Source organism: Streptomyces sp. LUP47B, from assembly GCF_001746295.1.
GTDB lineage: Bacteria > Actinomycetota > Actinomycetes > Streptomycetales > Streptomycetaceae > Streptomyces.
Window position 1 is genome coordinate 39,993 of sequence record NZ_MJAH01000020.1, and the last position, 18,468, is coordinate 58,460.

General features: G+C 70.0%; 13 protein-coding genes. 10 read left to right on the forward strand and 3 right to left on the reverse strand.

The window, feature by feature from the left end; genetic code table 11:
• Window positions 1-163 precede the first annotated feature (163 nt).
• The 4 genes from BFN33_RS41505 to BFN33_RS41520 all read left to right on the forward strand — a co-directional run bounded on the left by BFN33_RS41505 (window position 164) and on the right by BFN33_RS41520 (window position 6,448).
• On the forward strand, window positions 164-445 hold the full coding sequence (locus BFN33_RS41505) for an acylphosphatase (protein ID WP_057616505.1): 282 nt from the start codon (window positions 164-166) through the stop codon (window positions 443-445).
• A gap of 382 nt (window positions 446-827) precedes the next feature.
• Window positions 828-1,031 (forward strand): hypothetical protein, encoded by a 204-nt coding sequence (locus BFN33_RS41510; protein ID WP_057616507.1) that lies wholly within the window; start codon window positions 828-830, stop codon window positions 1,029-1,031.
• A 222-nt stretch (window positions 1,032-1,253) separates the two neighbouring features.
• Window positions 1,254-4,841, forward strand: a complete 3,588-nt coding sequence (gene smc, locus BFN33_RS41515; protein ID WP_069765404.1) for a chromosome segregation protein SMC — start codon at window positions 1,254-1,256, stop codon at window positions 4,839-4,841.
• A 188-nt stretch (window positions 4,842-5,029) separates the two neighbouring features.
• Window positions 5,030-6,448 (forward strand): sugar porter family MFS transporter, encoded by a 1,419-nt coding sequence (locus tag BFN33_RS41520; RefSeq protein WP_069765405.1) that lies wholly within the window; start codon window positions 5,030-5,032, stop codon window positions 6,446-6,448.
• A 117-nt stretch (window positions 6,449-6,565) separates the two neighbouring features.
• Here BFN33_RS41520 and BFN33_RS41525 read toward each other — a convergent pair whose 3' ends face one another.
• On the reverse strand, window positions 6,566-6,943 hold the full coding sequence (locus tag BFN33_RS41525; protein ID WP_069765406.1) for a hypothetical protein: 378 nt from the start codon (window positions 6,941-6,943) through the stop codon (window positions 6,566-6,568).
• 52 nt (window positions 6,944-6,995) lie between these two features.
• Window positions 6,996-7,967: an LLM class flavin-dependent oxidoreductase gene (locus tag BFN33_RS41530; protein WP_069765407.1), complete on the reverse strand. Its 972-nt coding sequence runs from the start codon at window positions 7,965-7,967 to the stop codon at window positions 6,996-6,998.
• A 477-nt stretch (window positions 7,968-8,444) separates the two neighbouring features.
• Here BFN33_RS41530 and ftsY point away from each other — a divergent pair, with 477 nt between their 5' ends.
• Entirely contained in the window at window positions 8,445-9,638 is a 1,194-nt protein-coding gene (ftsY, locus tag BFN33_RS41535; protein ID WP_069765408.1) for a signal recognition particle-docking protein FtsY, read from the forward strand.
• A gap of 77 nt (window positions 9,639-9,715) precedes the next feature.
• Here ftsY and BFN33_RS41540 read toward each other — a convergent pair whose 3' ends face one another.
• Entirely contained in the window at window positions 9,716-10,372 is a 657-nt protein-coding gene (locus BFN33_RS41540; protein WP_069765409.1) for a bifunctional DNA primase/polymerase, read from the reverse strand.
• 434 nt (window positions 10,373-10,806) lie between these two features.
• Here BFN33_RS41540 and BFN33_RS41545 point away from each other — a divergent pair, with 434 nt between their 5' ends.
• The 5 genes from BFN33_RS41545 to ffh all read left to right on the forward strand — a co-directional run bounded on the left by BFN33_RS41545 (window position 10,807) and on the right by ffh (window position 18,407).
• Window positions 10,807-12,312 carry a hypothetical protein gene (locus BFN33_RS41545; RefSeq protein ID WP_069765410.1) on the forward strand — a complete coding sequence of 502 codons (1,506 nt, stop codon included), beginning with the start codon at window positions 10,807-10,809 and terminating at the stop codon, window positions 12,310-12,312.
• A gap of 313 nt (window positions 12,313-12,625) precedes the next feature.
• On the forward strand, window positions 12,626-13,960 hold the full coding sequence (locus BFN33_RS41550) for an ammonium transporter (protein ID WP_069765411.1): 1,335 nt from the start codon (window positions 12,626-12,628) through the stop codon (window positions 13,958-13,960).
• Window positions 13,957-14,295, forward strand: a complete 339-nt coding sequence (locus tag BFN33_RS41555; protein ID WP_003997576.1) for a P-II family nitrogen regulator — start codon at window positions 13,957-13,959, stop codon at window positions 14,293-14,295. The genes BFN33_RS41550 and BFN33_RS41555 overlap by 4 nt, the downstream gene beginning before the upstream one ends.
• A gap of 26 nt (window positions 14,296-14,321) precedes the next feature.
• The gene (locus BFN33_RS41560) at window positions 14,322-16,775 is read left to right on the forward strand and encodes a [protein-PII] uridylyltransferase (RefSeq protein ID WP_069765412.1); all 2,454 of its coding nucleotides are present in this window, start codon (window positions 14,322-14,324) and stop codon (window positions 16,773-16,775) included.
• 84 nt (window positions 16,776-16,859) lie between these two features.
• On the forward strand, window positions 16,860-18,407 hold the full coding sequence (gene ffh, locus BFN33_RS41565) for a signal recognition particle protein (RefSeq protein WP_069765413.1): 1,548 nt from the start codon (window positions 16,860-16,862) through the stop codon (window positions 18,405-18,407).
• Window positions 18,408-18,468 lie beyond the last annotated feature (61 nt).

Sequence of the window (18,468 nt, forward strand, 5' to 3'; positions counted from 1 at the left end):
TTCCTAGTCCTCGTTCGTGAGGTCGACGCGTCCCCCCGGTCAACCAGTCACGAAACCCACACGATCGAGTGAGTTTCGTATGAGATTCATTGGCAGCGGACAGTACCGCATGGCGCCTGGGGAGGGAGTGCCCAGAGAGACATTGGCCGGTTAGGTTGCACCCATGAGCGAGGATGTACGACTGGTCGCCTGGGTGCGCGGACGCGTCCAAGGTGTGGGTTTCCGCTGGTTCACGCGGGCCAAGGCGCTGGAGATCGGCGGCCTGAGTGGTTTTGCTCTCAATTTGGACGACGGACGCGTGCAAGTGGTCGCGGAGGGCCCGCGAAAGGGATGCCAGGGACTCCTCGACTGGCTCCTGGGTGACGACACGCCCGGCCGCGTAGACGGTGTCACCGAGATCTGGGACACACCCCGTGGGGGTTACGACGGCTTCGCCATCCGATGAGCCGTTTCTGTAAAGCGGCCCAGGCGGAAGCGGAGGGACATGCCACTGGCACCTGCCCGAAGCAGAAAGTCGCTGGTGGTTGCCAAGAAGGCCCTGCCGTGGCAAGCTCCGCGGCTAAGACTGACCGTCACGTCCCGAGGGCCCCGAGGGAGCCGCAGCGCCGCCGTCTCAGGTCGCGCCGGACCGGGTTGTCCGCCAATACGGGGCGTGATCGTGTTGACCGTCAAACTTTTTGGTGAGACGCTGAAAGCACCCCGCGCACCTTAGCTGTTTGGCATGGATGAACAGCAGCATGAACTCAAAAGTGTCAAGCACCGCGGGTGCGAATCCCTCACGACCCACACCGCTTCGGTCGGTCACTCAGTGTGGAGGACCATCCATCATGGCAAAGGCGCTTCTCGGTTACGTCGGCGGCTCCGACCCTCGACTCCTCGCCGAGATGCGACGGCTCCAGCAGCGCGTACAGGATCTGGAATCCGAGCTCGTACGGATCCAGGCCGAGAACGACGCGCTCGCGGCTGCCGCTTCTCACGAAAGTCTCCTGGAGAGCATCGACGCACACCAGGCGGAGCCTGCGCTCACCTGATCGCTGCATCGCTCCACGACAGCTCACGCAGTGGTTGGGCGGCCTGTATCAACCGCTAAGTTGTCAGAGTTTGCAAGGGACGCTTCGGCGTCCCTTCTTTCTTGCCCCCGTGCATCCTTTCACCCTCTTAACGTTTGGTGTGCCCTGCACGTTCAACGGTGAAACCGCTGGCAACAACGCGTTCATGGAGTGAGACACCCCCGGAAGGTAGAGTCCAGCGGCGTGCACCTCAAGGCGCTGACCCTCCGAGGGTTCAAGTCGTTCGCCTCGGCGACCACGCTCCGGTTCGAGCCGGGGATCACGTGTGTCGTGGGGCCGAACGGCTCAGGCAAGTCCAACGTCGTGGACGCGCTCAGCTGGGTCATGGGTGAGCAGGGCGCCAAGTCGCTGCGCGGCGGCAAAATGGAGGACGTCATCTTCGCCGGCACCACCGGCCGCCCGCCGCTGGGCCGCGCCGAGGTGTCCCTGACCATCGACAACTCCGACGGCGCCCTGCCCATCGAGTACGCCGAGGTCACCATCACGCGGATCATGTTCCGCAACGGCGGCAGCGAGTACCAGATCAACGGCGACACCTGCCGCCTCCTCGACATCCAGGACCTGCTCTCCGACTCCGGCATCGGCCGCGAGATGCACGTCATCGTCGGCCAGGGCCAGCTCGACTCCGTCCTGCACGCCGATCCGACGGGCCGCCGGGCCTTCATCGAGGAGGCCGCCGGAGTCCTCAAGCACCGCAAGCGCAAGGAGAAGGCCCTCCGCAAGCTCGACGCGATGCAGGCCAACCTCGCGCGCGTGCAGGACCTGACCGACGAACTCCGGCGCCAGCTCAAGCCGCTCGGCCGTCAGGCCGCGGTGGCCCGCCGGGCCGCCGTCATCCAGGCCGACCTGCGGGACGCCCGCCTCCGGCTGCTCGCCGACGATCTCGTACGACTGCGGCAGGCGCTGCAGACCGAGGTCGCGGACGAGGCCGCGCTGAAGGAACGCAAGGACGCCGCCGAGCAGGAGCTGAAGAAGGCCCTCCAGCGGGAGGCGCTTCTGGAGGACGAGGTCCGACAGCTCACGCCCCGGCTGCAGCGCGCCCAGCAGACCTGGTACGAGCTCTCCCAGCTCGCCGAGCGGGTGCGCGGCACGGTCTCGCTGGCCGACGCGCGCGTGAAGAGCGCGACCTCGGCGCCGCCCGAGGAACGACGTGGCCGTGACCCCGAGGACATGGAACGCGAGGCCGCCCGCATCCGCGAGCAGGAGGCCGAGCTGGAGGCCGCTCTGGAGGCGGCCGAGCACGCCCTGGAGGACACGGTCGCGCACCGCGCCGAACTGGAGCGGGAGCTCATCCAGGAGGAACGGCGCCTGAAGGACGTCGCCCGTGCCATCGCCGACCGCCGGGAAGGCCTCGCCCGGCTGGGCGGCCAGGTCAACGCGGCCCGTTCCCGCGCCGCCTCCGCCCAGGCCGAGATCGACCGCCTCGCCGCCGCCCGGGACGAGTCCCAGGAGCGGGCGGTCGCCGCGCAGGAGGAGTACGAGGCACTGAAGGCCGAGGTGGACGGCCTGGACGCGGGCGACGCGGAACTGGCGGAGCGGCACGACGCGGCGAAGTGCCGGCTCGCCGAGGCGGAGGCAGCGCTGACGGTGGCCCGAGAGGCGGTCACGGCGGCGGAACGCAAACGCGCGGCGACGCAGGCCCGGCATGAGGCGCTGGCCATGGGACTGCGGAGGAAGGACGGGACGGGAGCGCTGCTGGGCGCGAAGGACCGCCTCACAGGTTTGCTGGGTCCGGCGGCGGAACTCCTGACGGTGACTCCGGGGCACGAGGCAGCCTTGGCGGCGGCGTTCGGCGCGGCGGCGGACGCCCTCGCGGTGACTTCCCCGTCGGCAGCGGCGGACGCGATCCGCCTGCTGCGGAAACAGGACGCGGGCCGAGCGTCACTCCTCTTGGCAGGCGGCGCCGAAGACGCGCCTTTCAGGGGCCCAGGGAACGGCGCGACCAGCCACGACGGCCCCGCAGAGGCCACACATCAGCACGCGGCAGACCTGGTCCGCGCCCCCCAGGATCTTCTCCCCGCAGTAAGACGCCTGCTCCAGGGCATCGTCGTCGTCGGCACCCTCGAAGACGCCGAAGACCTCGTCTACGCCCATCCCCACCTCACCGCCGTCACCGCCGAGGGCGACCTCCTAGGCGCCCACTTCGCGCACGGCGGCTCCGCGGGCGCCCCCAGCCTCCTCGAAGTACAGGCATCCGTCGACCAGGCCGCCGCCGAACTCGAAGAGCTGGCCGTGCAGTGCGAGGAACTCGGCGAGGCCCAGCACGCGGCGGTGGCACACCGCAAGGAGAGCACGGCCCTGGTGGAGGAGCTCGGAGAGCGCCGACGTGCCGCCGACCGGGAGAAGTCGGCCGTCGCTCAGCAGCTAGGCCGCCTCGCCGGCCAGGCGAAAGGCGCCGCCGGTGAGGCGGAGCGGTCCACCGCGGCCGCCGCGCGAGCGCAGGACGCCCTGGAGAAGGCGCTCGAAGAGGTCGAGGAACTCGCCGAACGGCTCGCCGTCGCCGAGGAGATGCCGGTGGAGGAGGAGCCCGACACGTCGGTACGGGACCGTCTCGCCGCCGACGGTGCCAACGCCCGCCAGACCGAGATGGAGGCCCGCCTCCAGGTCCGTACCCATGAGGAGCGGGTCAAGGGGCTCGCCGGACGGGCCGATTCCCTCGACCGTGCCGCCCGTGCGGAGCGAGACGCACGCGCGCGTGCCGAACAGCGGCGGGCCCGGCTGCGCCACGAGGCCGCCGTGGCCGAAGCCGTCGCCTCCGGCGCGCGGCAGTTGCTCGCGCACGTCGAGGTGTCCCTCGCGCGCGCGGACGAGGAGCGGACCGCCGCCGACGCCGCCAAGGCGCTCAGGGAACGGGAGCTGACCGCCGCGCGGAACACCGGCCGCGATCTCAAGTCAGAGCTCGACAAGCTGACCGACTCCGTGCACCGCGGCGAGGTGCTCGGCGCCGAGAAGCGGATGCGGATCGAGCAGCTGGAGACCAAGGCGCTCGAGGAACTGGGTGTCGAACCGGCAGGGCTCATCGATGAGTACGGCCCCCACCAGCCGGTACCGCCCTCCCCGCCCGCAGAGGGCGAGGAGCTGCCCGACGATCCCGAGCATCCGCGCAACCAGCCGAAGCAGTTCCACCGGGCCGAGCAGGAGAAGCGGCTCAAGGCGGCCGAGCGGGCGTACCAGCAGCTCGGCAAGGTCAATCCGCTCGCCCTGGAGGAGTTCGCGGCGCTGGAGGAGCGGCACAAGTTCCTCAGTGAGCAGTTGGAGGACCTGAAGAAGACCCGCATCGACCTGCTTCAAGTGGTGAAGGAGGTCGATGAACGCGTCGAACAGGTCTTCACCGAGGCCTACCGGGACACGGCCCGGGAGTTCGAGGGTGTCTTCAGCCGGCTCTTCCCGGGCGGCGAGGGGCGGCTCATCCTGACCGACCCCGACAACATGCTCACCACCGGAGTGGACGTCGAGGCCCGTCCGCCGGGCAAGAAGGTCAAGCGGCTGTCGTTGCTCTCCGGTGGCGAGCGCTCGCTCACCGCCGTGGCGTTGCTGGTGTCGATCTTCAAGGCTCGGCCCAGCCCGTTCTACGTCATGGACGAGGTCGAGGCCGCCCTCGACGACACCAACCTGCAGCGGCTGATCCGGATCATGCAGGAGCTGCAGGAAGCCTCGCAGCTCATCGTGATCACGCACCAGAAGCGGACCATGGAGGTCGCCGACGCGCTGTACGGCGTCTCCATGCAGGGCGACGGTGTGTCCAAGGTGATTTCACAGCGGCTCCGTTAGCCCTCCATCAACACTTCAAGTATTGAACATGTGTTGGTCATCCGTGCCTCTTTTCTCACACCTACCGCCCTCTTGACTTCGAAACTTGAAGGCATAGGGTCGGCAATGTTGTTTTTACCTTCAGGTACCACCTATCTGGAAGGGTCGCCCCCAGCCGGCAGCGTTGCCGGTGGCCCGAGGAGTACACGTTGACCAGCACAGAGCAGGCGTCCAAGTCAGGAGCCCAGGCGGCTCACCCCGATCATCTCGGGCACGTCATCTTCATCGCGGCGGCGGCCGCGATGGGCGGCTTCCTCTTCGGCTACGACAGCTCCGTGATCAACGGCGCCGTCGAGGCCATCCGGGGCCGTTACGACATCGGTTCCGCGGCCCTGGCGCAGGTCATCGCCATCGCCCTGATCGGCTGCGCGATCGGCGCGGCGACCGCGGGACGTATCGCGGACCGCATCGGCCGTATCCGGTGCATGCAGATCTCTGCTGTCCTCTTCACGATCAGCGCCGTCGGCTCGGCGCTGCCCTTCGCGCTGTACGACCTGGCGTTCTGGCGGATCGTCGGCGGCTTCGCCATCGGTATGGCCTCGGTCATCGGCCCCGCCTACATCGCCGAGGTCGCCCCGCCGGCCTACCGCGGTCGCCTCGGGTCCTTCCAGCAGGCCGCGATCGTCATCGGCATCGCCGTCTCGCAGCTGGTCAACTGGGGCCTGCTGAACGCGGCCGGCGGCGACCAGCGCGGCAAGCTGATGGGTCTCGAGGCGTGGCAGGTCATGCTCGGCGTCATGGTGATCCCGGCCGTCCTCTACGGCCTGCTCTCCTTCGCCATCCCCGAGTCCCCGCGCTTCCTGATCTCCGTCGGCAAGCACGAGCGTGCCCGCGAGATCCTCGAGGAGGTCGAGGGTGACAGGATCGACCTCGACGCGCGCGTGGCCGAGATCGAGAACGCCATGAAGAGCGAGCACAAGTCGACCTTCAAGGACCTGCTCGGCGGGAGCTTCTTCTTCAAGCCGATCGTCTGGGTCGGCATCGGCCTCTCGGTCTTCCAGCAGTTCGTCGGCATCAACGTCGCGTTCTACTACTCCTCGACGCTGTGGCAGTCGGTCGGCGTCGACCCGACGGACTCGTTCCTCTACTCCTTCACGACGTCGATCATCAACATCGTCGGCACCGTGATCGCGATGATCTTCGTGGACCGCGTCGGCCGCCGGCCGCTCGCCCTGATCGGTTCGGTCGGCATGGTGATCGGTCTCGCGCTGGAGGCCTGGGCGTTCTCCTTCGACCTGGTCGACGGCAAGCTGCCGGCCGCACAGGGCTGGACCGCGCTGATCGCCGCGCACGTCTTCGTCCTCTTCTTCGCCCTGTCCTGGGGTGTCGTCGTCTGGGTCTTCCTCGGCGAGATGTTCCCGAACCGGATCCGCGCCGCCGCGCTCGGTGTGGCCGCGTCCGCGCAGTGGATCGCCAACTGGGCCATCACCGCGAGCTTCCCGTCGCTGGCTGACTGGAACCTCTCCGCGACCTACGTGATCTACATGGTCTTCGCCGCGCTCTCCATCCCGTTCGTCCTCAAGTACGTCAAGGAGACGAAGGGCAAGTCGCTGGAGGAGATGGGCTGACGGCCCCCGCGAACCCGGGGTGAGGGGCCAACACCCCGCTGCCCTTCTCCCCGAACCCTCCGCCGCCCCTGGTCCGGCAACCGCCTGGACCGGGGGCGGCGGTGCTGTCCCCGCGGGTCACCAGATGAGGACGCCTCCGCCGATCTCCAGGGCCTTGCGGATGCTCTCCTCGATGATCTGCAACCTGGTCTCGATCTGGTGCCGGTGCTCCTCGACCGTCCGTGGCCGCTGCGTGCTGTGGGCGACCTCGTCGAGACGGGCGTGCAGCAGGGCGACCTCGCGCCGGAACTCCGGCACGTCCTCGGCCTCGACATAGAGGTCCTGGTAGGCGAGCACGGGCAGGAAGCGCGCACCGAGCGAGCGCACGAACTCCGAACCCCACACCGTCGTACGCCACGACTCGAAGCCGCCGGACTGGTACACGCCGTCCGGCACGTCAAGTATCCGCCGCTTGCCGTCCGGCTCCCGGACGAACACGTCCACCAACAAGCTCATGGGCTCAGTGGAGCATCGCCGAGTCCTCGTCGACCACCGGAGATCGCCCGGCTCAGCCGTTCAGTACGGGAAGCACCTCCTCCGCGAACAACCGCAGACTCCGCCACCCCTCCTCCACCGGCATCCCGCCCGCCAGTGGATGCAGGACGAGATTGTCGAGCCCCTGCTCGACGCACTCGTCCGGTGTCAGAATCCGGTACACGCCCTCCGCGCGCAGCTCCTCCACGCTCGCGGCCGCCGACCGCACCGCCGAGCGGATGTCGCCGGACTGCCAGGAGGCGTAGGTCCGGGCCTCGTGGAGGAAGTGCTCTCCGTGACGCGCCCACGCCTCGTCCGGGTTCTCGGCGATGTGCAGCAACGGTGTCTCGGCCGTCGGCATCATGGTCCAGCCCTCGGTGCCGTACTCGACCAGCCGCTCCTTGTAGTAGGCCTCCAGTTCTGGGAGGTGGGCGCTGGGGAAGAAGGGGAGACCCAGGCGAGCGGCCCGGCGGGCGGCGGCCTTGGAGGAGCCGCCGACCAGGAGGAGGGGGTGCGGGTCGGTGAAGGGGCGCGGGGTGATCCGTACGGTACGACCCCGGTACTCGAACTCCTCGCCGGTCCAGGCCTTCAGCAGGGTCTCGAGCAGCTCGTCCTGGAGACGGCCGCGCCGCCTCCACTCCACGTCGAACAGGGCGTACTCCTCCGGCCGGTACCCGATCCCGGCGACCGTCACCAGCCGTCCGCCGCTCAGCAGATCCAGTACGGCGATCTCCTCGGCCAGGCGGAGAGGGTCGTGCAGCGGGCCGATCACGGCGGAGACGGTGACCGCGATCCTCCGCGTCGCGCCGAACACCGCGCCCGCGAAGGCGAACGGCGACGGCAGCCAGTTGTTGTCGACGCCGTGGTGCTCCTCGGTCTGCACGGTGGTGATCCCGTGCTCGTCGGCGTACGCGGCCATGTCCAGGGCGGCCCGGTAGCGGGCGCTGAGGGACGCGGGCGTCGCGCCGGGCTCGACGAGGTTGAAACGGACGACCGTGACGGGCATGGGGGTCCCCCTTCACCGGGCGGATGGTGCGGGGACGGTAGCTGACGGGGCATCAGATTGCCATGGAGACGGCACGCGCGTGCCGAAGGGCGAGGGACGGTCCGGCGGGGGTGTCGACCCGATCGGCCGTCCGCCGGGCCGGTCGACGAGAGCAGGCTTGAGCAGCGCCGCGTACGGCAGCCCCGAGATCGCGATCGTCGCCGCCCGGCCGAGGCCGTACTCGCCGACCGGGTTGTTCGAGGCGAGCGGGCCGGTGAACCACTCGACCGCCGTGCGGAGGAGCCCGTGCCGAGGCCGTCCCGCCCACGCGGTGACCGCTGCCGGGCTGAAGCCGCCCCGGTGCCGGCAGGCGCACGCGCCGGCCCGGACCGCTTGTGGGAGCCGTTAGTCCTACCAAAAGTCCCTTTGTGGCTATTTTCCCTGTGTGAAAACACGCGCTGGGTGCGGCCGTGACCCATGGCCGATACTGGGTGCGTTATGGAAACCGTCATCCTTGCTGTAGTCATCGCCGTGGTCGTGCTCGGTGTGCTCGGCGGGCTCGTCGTCGGCAGTCGGCGCAAGAAGCCGCTGCCCCCGCCGCCTCCCGCCGCCCCCGACATCACCGCCCCTCCGGCCGAGCCGCACGTCGGCGACGAGGCCGAGACGCCGCGCGACGAACCGCGCCGGACCATAGAGGAGGTGGACCTCCCGGACGGCTCGGCGCCGCCCGTCGTAGAAGAGCTCCCCCCGACCGAGATCGAAATCCCGGAGCCCACCGCCGGCCGCCTGGTCCGGCTGCGCTCCCGGCTCTCCCGCTCGCAGAACGCGCTCGGCAAGGGGTTGCTCACGCTCCTGTCGCGCGAGCACCTCGACGACGACACCTGGGAGGAGATCGAGGACATCCTCCTCACCGCCGACGTCGGCGTGGCCCCCACCCAGGAGCTGGTCGACGGGCTGCGCGAGCGGGTGAAGGTGCTCGGCACGCGCACCCCGGACGAGCTGCGCGGACTGCTGCGCGAGGAACTGCTCAAACTGGTCGGCACCGAGGTCGACCGCACGGTGAAGACCGAGCCCGCGGAGCGCAAGCCGGGCATCGTCATGGTCGTCGGGGTCAACGGCACCGGCAAGACCACCACCACCGGCAAGCTCGCGCGCGTCCTCGTGGCCGACGGACGGAGCGTGGTCCTGGGCGCCGCGGACACCTTCCGTGCCGCCGCCGCCGACCAGCTGCAGACCTGGGGCGAGCGGGTGGGCGCCCACACCGTGCGCGGACCCGAGGGCGGCGACCCCGCCTCCGTCGCCTTCGACGCGGTGAAGGAGGGCAAGGAGATGGGGATCGACGTGGTCCTCATCGACACCGCGGGGCGGCTGCACACCAAGACCGGTCTCATGGACGAACTCGGCAAGGTCAAGCGGGTCGTCGAGAAGCACGCCCCGCTCGACGAGGTGCTGCTGGTCCTGGACGCCACCACCGGGCAGAACGGTCTGGTGCAGGCCCGCGTCTTCGCCGAGGTCGTCGACATCACCGGCATCGTCCTGACCAAGCTGGACGGCACGGCCAAGGGTGGCATCGTGGTCGCGGTCCAGCGTGAACTGGGCGTGCCGGTCAAGCTGATCGGCCTCGGAGAGGGCGCCGACGACCTGGCGCCGTTCGTGCCGGAAGCGTTCGTGGACGCGCTGATCGGCGAGTGAAAAGCCGTACTCGCGAAGAAGCGCCCGCCCCCAAGGTGCAGTTGGGAGCGGGCGCTTCGCTGTGTACGCCGTACGTCCTACGCCTGTGACCGGTGGGCCACGTATGCCAGGGTGCCCAGCAGCAGACGGGCCGCCGGCGGCTTCGTGGCCGTGTCCAGGGAGGGTGGCCGCAGCCACCGCACCGGCCCCAGGCCGCCCCGGTCCGACGGCGGAGCCGTGAGGTACGTGCCCGAGCCCAGGCCGCGCAGGTCGAGGGAGGCGGCGTCGTCCCAGCCCATGCGGTAGAGGAGTTCGCTCAGGTCGGACGCGGCGCCGGGGGCGACGAAGAACTGGGCGCGGCCCTCGGGGGTCGCGGTCACCGGGCCGAGGGGCAGGCCCATGCGCTCCAGGCGGACCAGGGCGCGGCGCCCGGCCGGCTCGGCGACCTCGATGACGTCGAAGGCACGGCCGACGGGCAGCATCACCGAGGCGCCGGGGAACTCCGACCACGCCTTGGTCACGTCGTCGAGCGTGGCCCCGGCCGGGACCGGGGGTGCGAAGTCGAGGGGGTGGGCGCCGGGCTCACGGCAGTCCGCGCGGCCGCAGGAGCAGGCGCCGGCCGAAGCGCGCGCGCCCGGAACGACGTCCCAGCCCCAGAGTCCGGTGAACTCGGCGACGGTGGTGCACTCCGAGGAGCGGCCGCGCCTGCGGGTACCGGAACGGATCTCCCGAATGCCGCCGATCGTGAAGCCCATGCCCCCTCCAACGGGTCCAGCGCGCCGGTGGTTACGCGACGGACGCGGCCAGTCACTCTCCGTTGCTTCTTCCGGGCGACATCGGCGCTCGGAGGTGCCCCGGGTGGTGCGTCAGGTCATGTGCGCCCCTGAGTGCACCGCTCCGCCTACCCCTGCTCGGTCTATGTCAAGTGAATCGTGCGGAGGTGACCGTAGGTTCATTCGAAGGGGTGGCGAATGGTGGCGTTTCCGGGATCGCCATGGCTGGACGCGTGATCGTAGGGTTACTTTGAGTGCACGAGTCCTGGGGGCACATGCGCTTGTGGGTATGCCGGAGGCAAGTCGGTTCCCCGTTCGAAGGCTGACAACTGCCGGACGAACGGCTGTATTTACCGGCATTCTGATAAGGCTTGGCGCACTCGGCGACAAGTGGTCTCAGGGATGGGGGCGTTCCAGTGGGCGGCAACAGCGGAAGCGGGACGGGCGCCGGGAGCGCCGCGCAGATGTCCTCTCAGGCCGACAAGCGCCCCAACGAACTGCTCACCTCCTGGTTCGTGCGCAGCGGCTGGTCGAAGGGCGAGCTCGCCCGCCAGGTCAACCGCAGAGCCCGCCAGTTGGGGGCCAACCACATCTCCACCGACACCTCGCGGGTGCGCCGCTGGCTGGACGGCGAGAACCCCCGCGAACCCATCCCCAGGATCCTGTCCGAGCTGTTCTCCGAGCGGTTCGGATGCGTCGTCTCCGTCGAGGACCTCGGACTGCGCGCCGCCCGCCAGTCGCCGTCCGCGACCGGGGTCGACCTGCCCTGGACGGGCCCGCAGACCGTGGCCCTGCTCAGCGAGTTCTCGCGCAGCGACCTCATGTTGGCGCGGCGCGGCTTCCTCGGGACTTCGCTGGTCCTGTCCGCGGGCCCGTCCCTCATCGAGCCCATGCAGCGGTGGCTCGTCCCCGGGCCCCCCGCCACCCCGCACCGGGAACCGGACCCCGCCTCGTCCCGGCGCGTCGGCCGTCTCTCCAAGCCCGAGCTCGACCTCCTCGAGTCGACGACCGAGATGTTCCGCCAGTGGGACGCCCAGTGCGGCGGCGGCCTGCGCCGCAAGGCGGTCGTGGGCCAGCTGCACGAGGTGACGGACCTCCTCCAGGAGCCCCAGCCCGAGACCACCACCCGCAAGCTGTTCAAGGTCGCCGCCGAACTGGCGGAACTCGCGGGCTGGATGTCGTACGACGTGGGGCTGCAGCCCACCGCGCAGAAGTACTTCGTCCTCGCCCTGCACGCGGCCAAGGAGGCCGGCGACAAGCCGCTCGGCTCCTATGTCCTGTCCAGCATGAGCCGTCAGATGATCCACCTCGGGCGGCCCGAGGACGCCCTGGAGCTGATCCACCTCGCGCAGTACGGCAGCCGGGACTGTGCGAGCCCGCGCACCCAGTCGATGCTGTATGCGATGGAGGCCCGCGCCTACGCCAACATGGGACAGCCCGGCAAGTGCAAGAGGGCGGTCCGGATGGCCGAGGACGTTTTCGCCGACGCCGACGACTGGGACGAGCCGGACCCCGACTGGATCCGGTTCTTCTCGGAGGCCGAGCTGTACGGCGAGAACTCCCACTCCTACCGGGACCTGGCCTACGTGGCCGGTCGCAGCCCCACCTACGCCTCCCTGGCCGAGCCCCTCATGCAGCGGGCGGTGGAGCGCTTCTCCAAGGACGGCGAGCACCAGCGGTCGTACGCACTCAATCTCATCGGCATGGCCACGGTGCATCTGCTCCGGCGCGAACCCGAGCAGAGCACCGTACTGGTGGAACAGGCCATGCACATCGCCAAGAAGGTCCGCTCCGAGCGGGTCAACACTCGTATCCGAAAGACGGTCGACACGGCTGTACGCGATTTCGGTGATCTCGCCGAGGTCGTGGATCTCACCGAGAAGCTCGCCGTGGAACTCCCGGAGACCGCGGAAGCCGTCTGAATCCCCGGAACCCCGGCCGCGGCCGGCCCTCCCGAACTGCCCGACTCGGCTCCCCCATGCCAGGTCATCGGAAGGCCGACCGCGGCCGGTTTGACTCCTTGAGCGAAGGTTGCGCCACGATAACGATCGACGCGGCCCATATCTGCCAGTTCATCGACGCGTAACACGCAAGGCGTCTTCGTCACGGCGGCGAAACAACGAGGGGCTTCCACCGAAACCGCGCTGCGCGAATCTCATGGCGCATAACCGGCCCACCCCTCATTCCGCTCTGGCTTCGCCCGCACGGGGCCGTACCTACGACGAGGAGACGCCGATGGCACCAACCGCCATCACGCTCGCCGCAGACAAGCTGTCTGTGGCCAACACAGGCTTCATGCTGATCTGTTCCGCTCTGGTGCTCGTCATGACGCCGGGACTCGCCTTCTTCTACGGAGGCATGGTCCGCGTCAAGAGCACCCTCAACATGCTGATGATGAGCTTCATCAGCATGGGTATCGTCACCATCCTGTGGGTGGTGTACGGCTTCTCCATGGCGTTCGGTACGGACCACGGCTCGCTCATCGGCTGGGAATCCGACTTCTTCGGATGGACCGGCATCGACAAGGGCGACATCTGGTCCGGGTACACGATCCCGGTCCTCGCCTTCGCCGTCTTCCAGATGATGTTCGCCATCATCACGCCCGCCCTGATAAGCGGCGCGATCGCCGACCGCGTGAAGTTCTCCGCCTGGGCGCTCTTCGTGGCCCTGTGGGCGACGGTCGTGTACTTCCCGGTCGCCCACTGGGTCTGGGGCACCGGCGGCTGGGCCTTCGAGCTCGGTGTGATCGACTTCGCCGGTGGTACCGCGGTCCACATCAACGCGGGTGCCGCGGCGCTCGGTGTGATCCTGGTCATCGGCAAGCGCGTCGGCTTCAAGCGCGACCCGATGCGCCCGCACAGCCTCCCGCTGGTCATGCTCGGCGCGGGCCTGCTGTGGTTCGGCTGGTTCGGCTTCAACGCCGGCTCGTGGCTCGGCAACGACGACGGCGTCGGTTCGCTGATGTTCGTCAACACGCAGATCGCCACCGCGGCCGCCATGCTCGCCTGGCTCGCCTACGAGAAGATCCGCCACGGCGCGTTCACCACGCTGGGCGCCGCCTCCGGCGCGGTCGCCGGTCTGGTCGCCATCACCCCGTCCGGTGGCGCGATCACCCCGATCGGCGCGATCTGCATCGGCGCCATCGCCGGCGTCGGCTGCGCCGCGGCCGTCGGCCTGAAGTACCGGTTCAACTACGACGACTCCCTGGACGTCGTCGGTGTCCACATGGTCGGCGGCATCCTCGGCTCCCTGCTGATCGGCTTCTTCGCCAGCGGCAAGGGCCAGTCCGACGTCGAGGGCCTCTTCTACGGCGGTGGCCTGGACCAGTTCTGGAAGCAGTGCGCCGGTGTCTTCGCGGTCCTCGCCTACTCCCTGATCGCCTCCGCGATCCTGGCCTTCCTGCTCGACAAGACGATCGGCATGCGGGTCAGTGAGGACGAGGAGATCTCGGGCATCGACCAGGCCGAGCACGCCGAGACCGCATACGACTTCAGCGGTGCCGGTGGTGGCGCCGCCCGGACCTCCGTCACGGCCCCGGCCGACGGCGCGGGCAAGAAGGTGGACGCATGAAGCTCATCACCGCCGTCGTCAAGCCCCACCGGCTCGACGAGATCAAGGAAGCCCTCCAGGCCTTCGGGGTCCACGGCCTGACGGTCACCGAGGCGAGCGGCTACGGTCGTCAGCGGGGCCACACCGAGGTCTACCGCGGTGCCGAGTACACCGTTGACCTGGTCCCGAAGATCCGCATCGAGGTCCTCGCCGAGGACGACGACGCCGAGCAGCTGATCGACGTCATCGTCAAGGCGGCCCGTACCGGCAAGATCGGTGACGGCAAGGTCTGGTCCCTGCCGGTCGAGACCGCGGTACGGGTCCGGACGGGCGAGCGCGGCCCGGACGCGCTCTGACCGAAGAACAGAACTGGAGCTACTGGGTGACGAGCACGGACGTGCACAAGGACGTAGAGGACTCGGGACCCAGCGGCTACGCGGCGGCCCGGCTGCGCCTCCTCCAAGAGGGGGCGCGGTCCGGGCCGCCGCGCCGTTCGGCCCTCTCCGACCTGACGGACGACTGGCTCTCGGGGCTGTTCACCGCGGGTGCCGAGGCACTGCGCGGGGTCTCCCTGATCGCGGTCGGCGGTTACGGCCGGGGCGAGCTGTCCCCGCGCAGCGACCTGGACCTGGTCCTGCTGCACGACGGCGGTGACTCCGGCGCGGTCGCCGCGCTGGCCGACCGCATCTGGTACCCCGTGTGGGACCTCGGGCTCGCCCTCGACCACTCCGTGCGCACGCCGGCGGAGGCCCGCAAGACGGCCGCGGAGGATCTGAAGGTCCAGCTCGGCCTCCTGGACGCCCGCCACATCGCCGGCGATCTGGGGCTCACCGCGGGCCTGCGCACCGCGGTCCTGGCCGACTGGCGCAACCAGGCCCCCAAGCGCCTTCCCGAGCTCCAGGAACTGTGCGCCGAGCGTGCCGAGCGCCAGGGCGAACTGCAGTACCTGCTCGAACCCGATCTCAAAGAGGCCCGGGGCGGCCTCAGGGACGCCACCGCCCTGCGTGCCGTCGCCGCCTCCTGGCTGGCCGACGCCCCGCGCGAGGGCCTCGACGACGCCCGGCGGCGACTGCTCGACGTCCGGGACGCCCTGCATCTGACGACGGGCCGCGCGACCGACCGGCTCGCGCTCCAGGAACAGGATCAGGTCGCCGCCGAGCTCGGGCTGCTCGACGCCGACACCCTGCTGCGGCAGGTCTACGAAGCCGCGCGGGTCATCTCGTACGCCAGTGACGTCACCTGGCGCGAGGTGGGACGCGTCCTCAGGTCGCGTGCCGTGCGGCCGCGGCTGCGCGCCATGCTCGGGGGCGGCAAGCCGGTGGCCGAGAGGTCGCCGCTGGCCGAGGGGGTCGTCGAGCAGGACGGCGAGGTGGTGCTCGCCCGCGCCGCGCGCCCCGATCGCGACCCCGTGCTCCCGCTGCGTGCCGCGGCCGCCGCCGCCCAGGCCGGACTCCCGCTCTCCCTGCACGCCGTACGGCGCATGGCGGCCGGAGTGCGCCCCCTGCCCACGCCCTGGCCCGCCGAGGCGCGTGAGCAGCTCGTGACCCTGCTCGGCTCGGGCCAGCCCACCATCGACGTCTGGGAGGCGCTGGAGGCCGAGGGGCTGATCACCCGGATGCTGCCCGACTGGGAGCGGGTGCGGTGCCGTCCCCAGCGCAACGCCGTGCACATCTGGACCGTCGACCGGCACCTGATCGAGACGGCCGTCCGCGCCTCGGAGTTCACCCGGCGCGTCCACCGCCCCGACCTGCTGCTCGTCGCCGCACTGCTGCACGACATCGGCAAGGGCTGGCCCGGCGACCACTCGGTGGCCGGCGAGATCATCGCGAAGGACGTCGCCGCGCGCATCGGCTTCGACCGCGACGACGTCGCCGTACTCGCGACGCTCGTACGGCACCACCTGCTGCTCGTGGACACGGCCACCCGGCGTGACCTGGAGGACCCGGCCACCGTGCGGTCGGTCGCCGAGGCGGTCGGATCGCAGGGCACGCTGGAGCTGCTGCACGCGCTGACCGAGGCGGACGCCCTGGCCACCGGGCCGGCCGCCTGGTCGTCCTGGCGGGGCTCGCTCGTCGCCGACCTGGTCAAGAGGGTGGCCGCCGTGCTCGCCGGGGACGACCCCGACGAGCCGGAGGCCGTCGCGCCCACCGCCGAGCAGGAGCGGCTCGCCATCGAGGCGGTGGCGACCGGCAGCCCGGTGCTGTCCCTGCGCGCGCAGACCGAACCGCCGGCTCTCACGGAGGGCCAGCCCGCCGGAGACCCCGAGCCGCTCGGCGTGGAGCTCCTCATCGCCGTACCGGACCAGCCTCGGGTACTGCCCGCAGTCGCCGGGGTGCTGGCCGTGCACCGGCTGACCGTGCGTACCGCGGAGCTGCGGGCCCTGGACCTGCCCGACGGCGTCGAGGGCTCCGTGCTCCTGCTGAACTGGCGGGTCGCCGCCCAGTACGGCTCGCTGCCCCAGGCCGCCCGGCTGCGCGCCGATCTCGTACGGGCCCTGGACGGCTCACTGGACGTCGCCGGGCGGCTGGCCGAGCGCGACGCCGCGTATCCGAGGCGCCGGGGTGTTATCGCGCCCGCCGCCCGCGTGACGGTCGCTCCGGCGGCCTCCCGGCACGCGACGGTGATCGAGGTGCGGGCCCAGGACGCCCCGGGACTGCTGTTCCGCATCGGGCGCGCCCTGGAGGACGCCGGGGTGCGGATGCGCAGCGCGCACGTGTCGACGCTGGGCGCCAACGCGGTGGACGCCTTCTACGTCACCGACGGCAAGGGCGCCCCGCTCGGGGCCGGTGAAGCGGCTTCCGTGGCCCGGAAGCTGGAGGAGACCCTGCGGGGCTGACCGGGGGATCCCGGCTACGTGTGTCGCCGGGATACCCTGGAGGGCGATTCCCAGCTGCCACCGACCCCGAGGACCGCGAGCGCCGTGTTCGATACTCTTTCCGATCGCCTCTCAGCGACTTTCAAGAACCTGCGCGGCAAGGGACGGCTCTCCGAGGCGGACATCGACGCCACCGCGCGCGAGATCCGGATCGCCCTTCTGGAAGCGGACGTGGCCCTCCCGGTCGTCCGGACGTTCATCAAGAACGTCAAGGAGCGTGCCCTCGGTGCCGATGTCTCGCGGGCGCTGAACCCCGCCCAGCAGGTCCTGAAGATCGTGAACGACGAGCTCGTCACGATCCTCGGCGGCGAGACCCGGCGGCTGCGGTTCGCCAAGAACCCGCCCACCGTGATCATGCTGGCGGGTCTCCAGGGTGCCGGTAAGACCACCCTCGCGGGCAAGCTCGGCCACTGGCTGAAGGAGCAGGGCCACTCGCCGCTGCTCGTCGCCGCCGACCTCCAGCGTCCCAACGCCGTCAACCAGCTCAGCGTCGTCGCCGAGCGCGCCGGTGTCGCGGTCTACGCGCCCGAGCCGGGCAACGGCGTCGGTGACCCGGTCAAGGTCGCCAAGGACTCCATCGAGTTCGCGAAGTCCAAGGTCCACGACATCGTGATCGTGGACACCGCCGGCCGCCTGGGTATCGACCAGGAACTGATGCAGCAGGCCGCGGACATCCGCGACGCCGTCTCGCCCGACGAGATCCTCTTCGTCGTCGACGCGATGATCGGTCAGGACGCGGTCAACACCGCCGAGTCCTTCCGCGACGGCGTCGGCTTCGACGGCGTGGTGCTCTCCAAGCTCGACGGTGACGCCCGCGGTGGCGCGGCCCTGTCGATCCGGCAGATCACCGGCAAGCCGATCATGTTCGCGTCGAACGGCGAGAAGCTCGAGGACTTCGACGCCTTCCACCCTGACCGGATGGCTTCCCGCATCCTCGACATGGGTGACCTGCTCACCCTGATCGAGCAGGCGGAGAAGACGTTCAGCCAGGAAGAGGCCGAGAAGATGGCCTCCAAGCTGGCGTCCAAGAAGGGCCAGGACTTCACCCTGGACGACTTCCTGGCCCAGATGGAGCAGGTCCGGAAGATGGGCAGCATCTCCAAGCTGCTCGGCATGCTCCCGGGCATGGGCCAGATCAAGGACCAGATCAACAACCTCGACGAGCGGGACGTCGACCGCACGGCCGCCATCATCAAGTCGATGACCCCGGCCGAGCGCGCCGACGCCACGATCATCAACGGCTCGCGCCGCGCCCGTATCGCCAAGGGCTCCGGCGTCGAGGTCAGCGCGGTCAAGAACCTCGTCGAGCGGTTCTTCGAGGCCCGCAAGATGATGTCGCGCATGGCTCAGGGCGGCGGAATGCCGGGGATGCCGGGTGTCCCGGGCATGGGCGGCGGCCCCGGCCGCTCCAAGAAGCAGCCCAAGAAGGCCAAGGGCAAGCAGCGCTCCGGCAACCCGATGAAGCGCAAGCAGCAGGAGCAGGAGGAGGCCGAGCGCAGGGCTGCCCAGGCGGGCAGCGCCTTCGGCGTGCCCGGCCAGCAGGCCCCGCAGGACTTCGAGCTGCCGGACGAGTTCAAGAAGTTCATGGGCTGAGTCCCCGTACGACGTCGAGGGCGCCCTCCCTGCCGGAGGGCGCCCTCAGCGCGTGCCGAGG

Coding starts and splice junctions, on each gene's coding strand:
- BFN33_RS41505 (WP_057616505.1), top strand. CDS start 164: ATGAGCGAGGATGTACGACTGGTCGCCTGGGTGCGCGGACGCGTCCAA.
- BFN33_RS41510 (WP_057616507.1), top strand. CDS start 828: ATGGCAAAGGCGCTTCTCGGTTACGTCGGCGGCTCCGACCCTCGACTC.
- BFN33_RS41525 (WP_069765406.1), bottom strand. CDS start 6,943: ATGAGCTTGTTGGTGGACGTGTTCGTCCGGGAGCCGGACGGCAAGCGG.
- BFN33_RS41530 (WP_069765407.1), bottom strand. CDS start 7,967: ATGCCCGTCACGGTCGTCCGTTTCAACCTCGTCGAGCCCGGCGCGACG.
- ftsY (WP_069765408.1), top strand. CDS start 8,445: ATGGAAACCGTCATCCTTGCTGTAGTCATCGCCGTGGTCGTGCTCGGT.
- BFN33_RS41540 (WP_069765409.1), bottom strand. CDS start 10,372: ATGGGCTTCACGATCGGCGGCATTCGGGAGATCCGTTCCGGTACCCGC.
- BFN33_RS41550 (WP_069765411.1), top strand. CDS start 12,626: ATGGCACCAACCGCCATCACGCTCGCCGCAGACAAGCTGTCTGTGGCC.
- BFN33_RS41555 (WP_003997576.1), top strand. CDS start 13,957: ATGAAGCTCATCACCGCCGTCGTCAAGCCCCACCGGCTCGACGAGATC.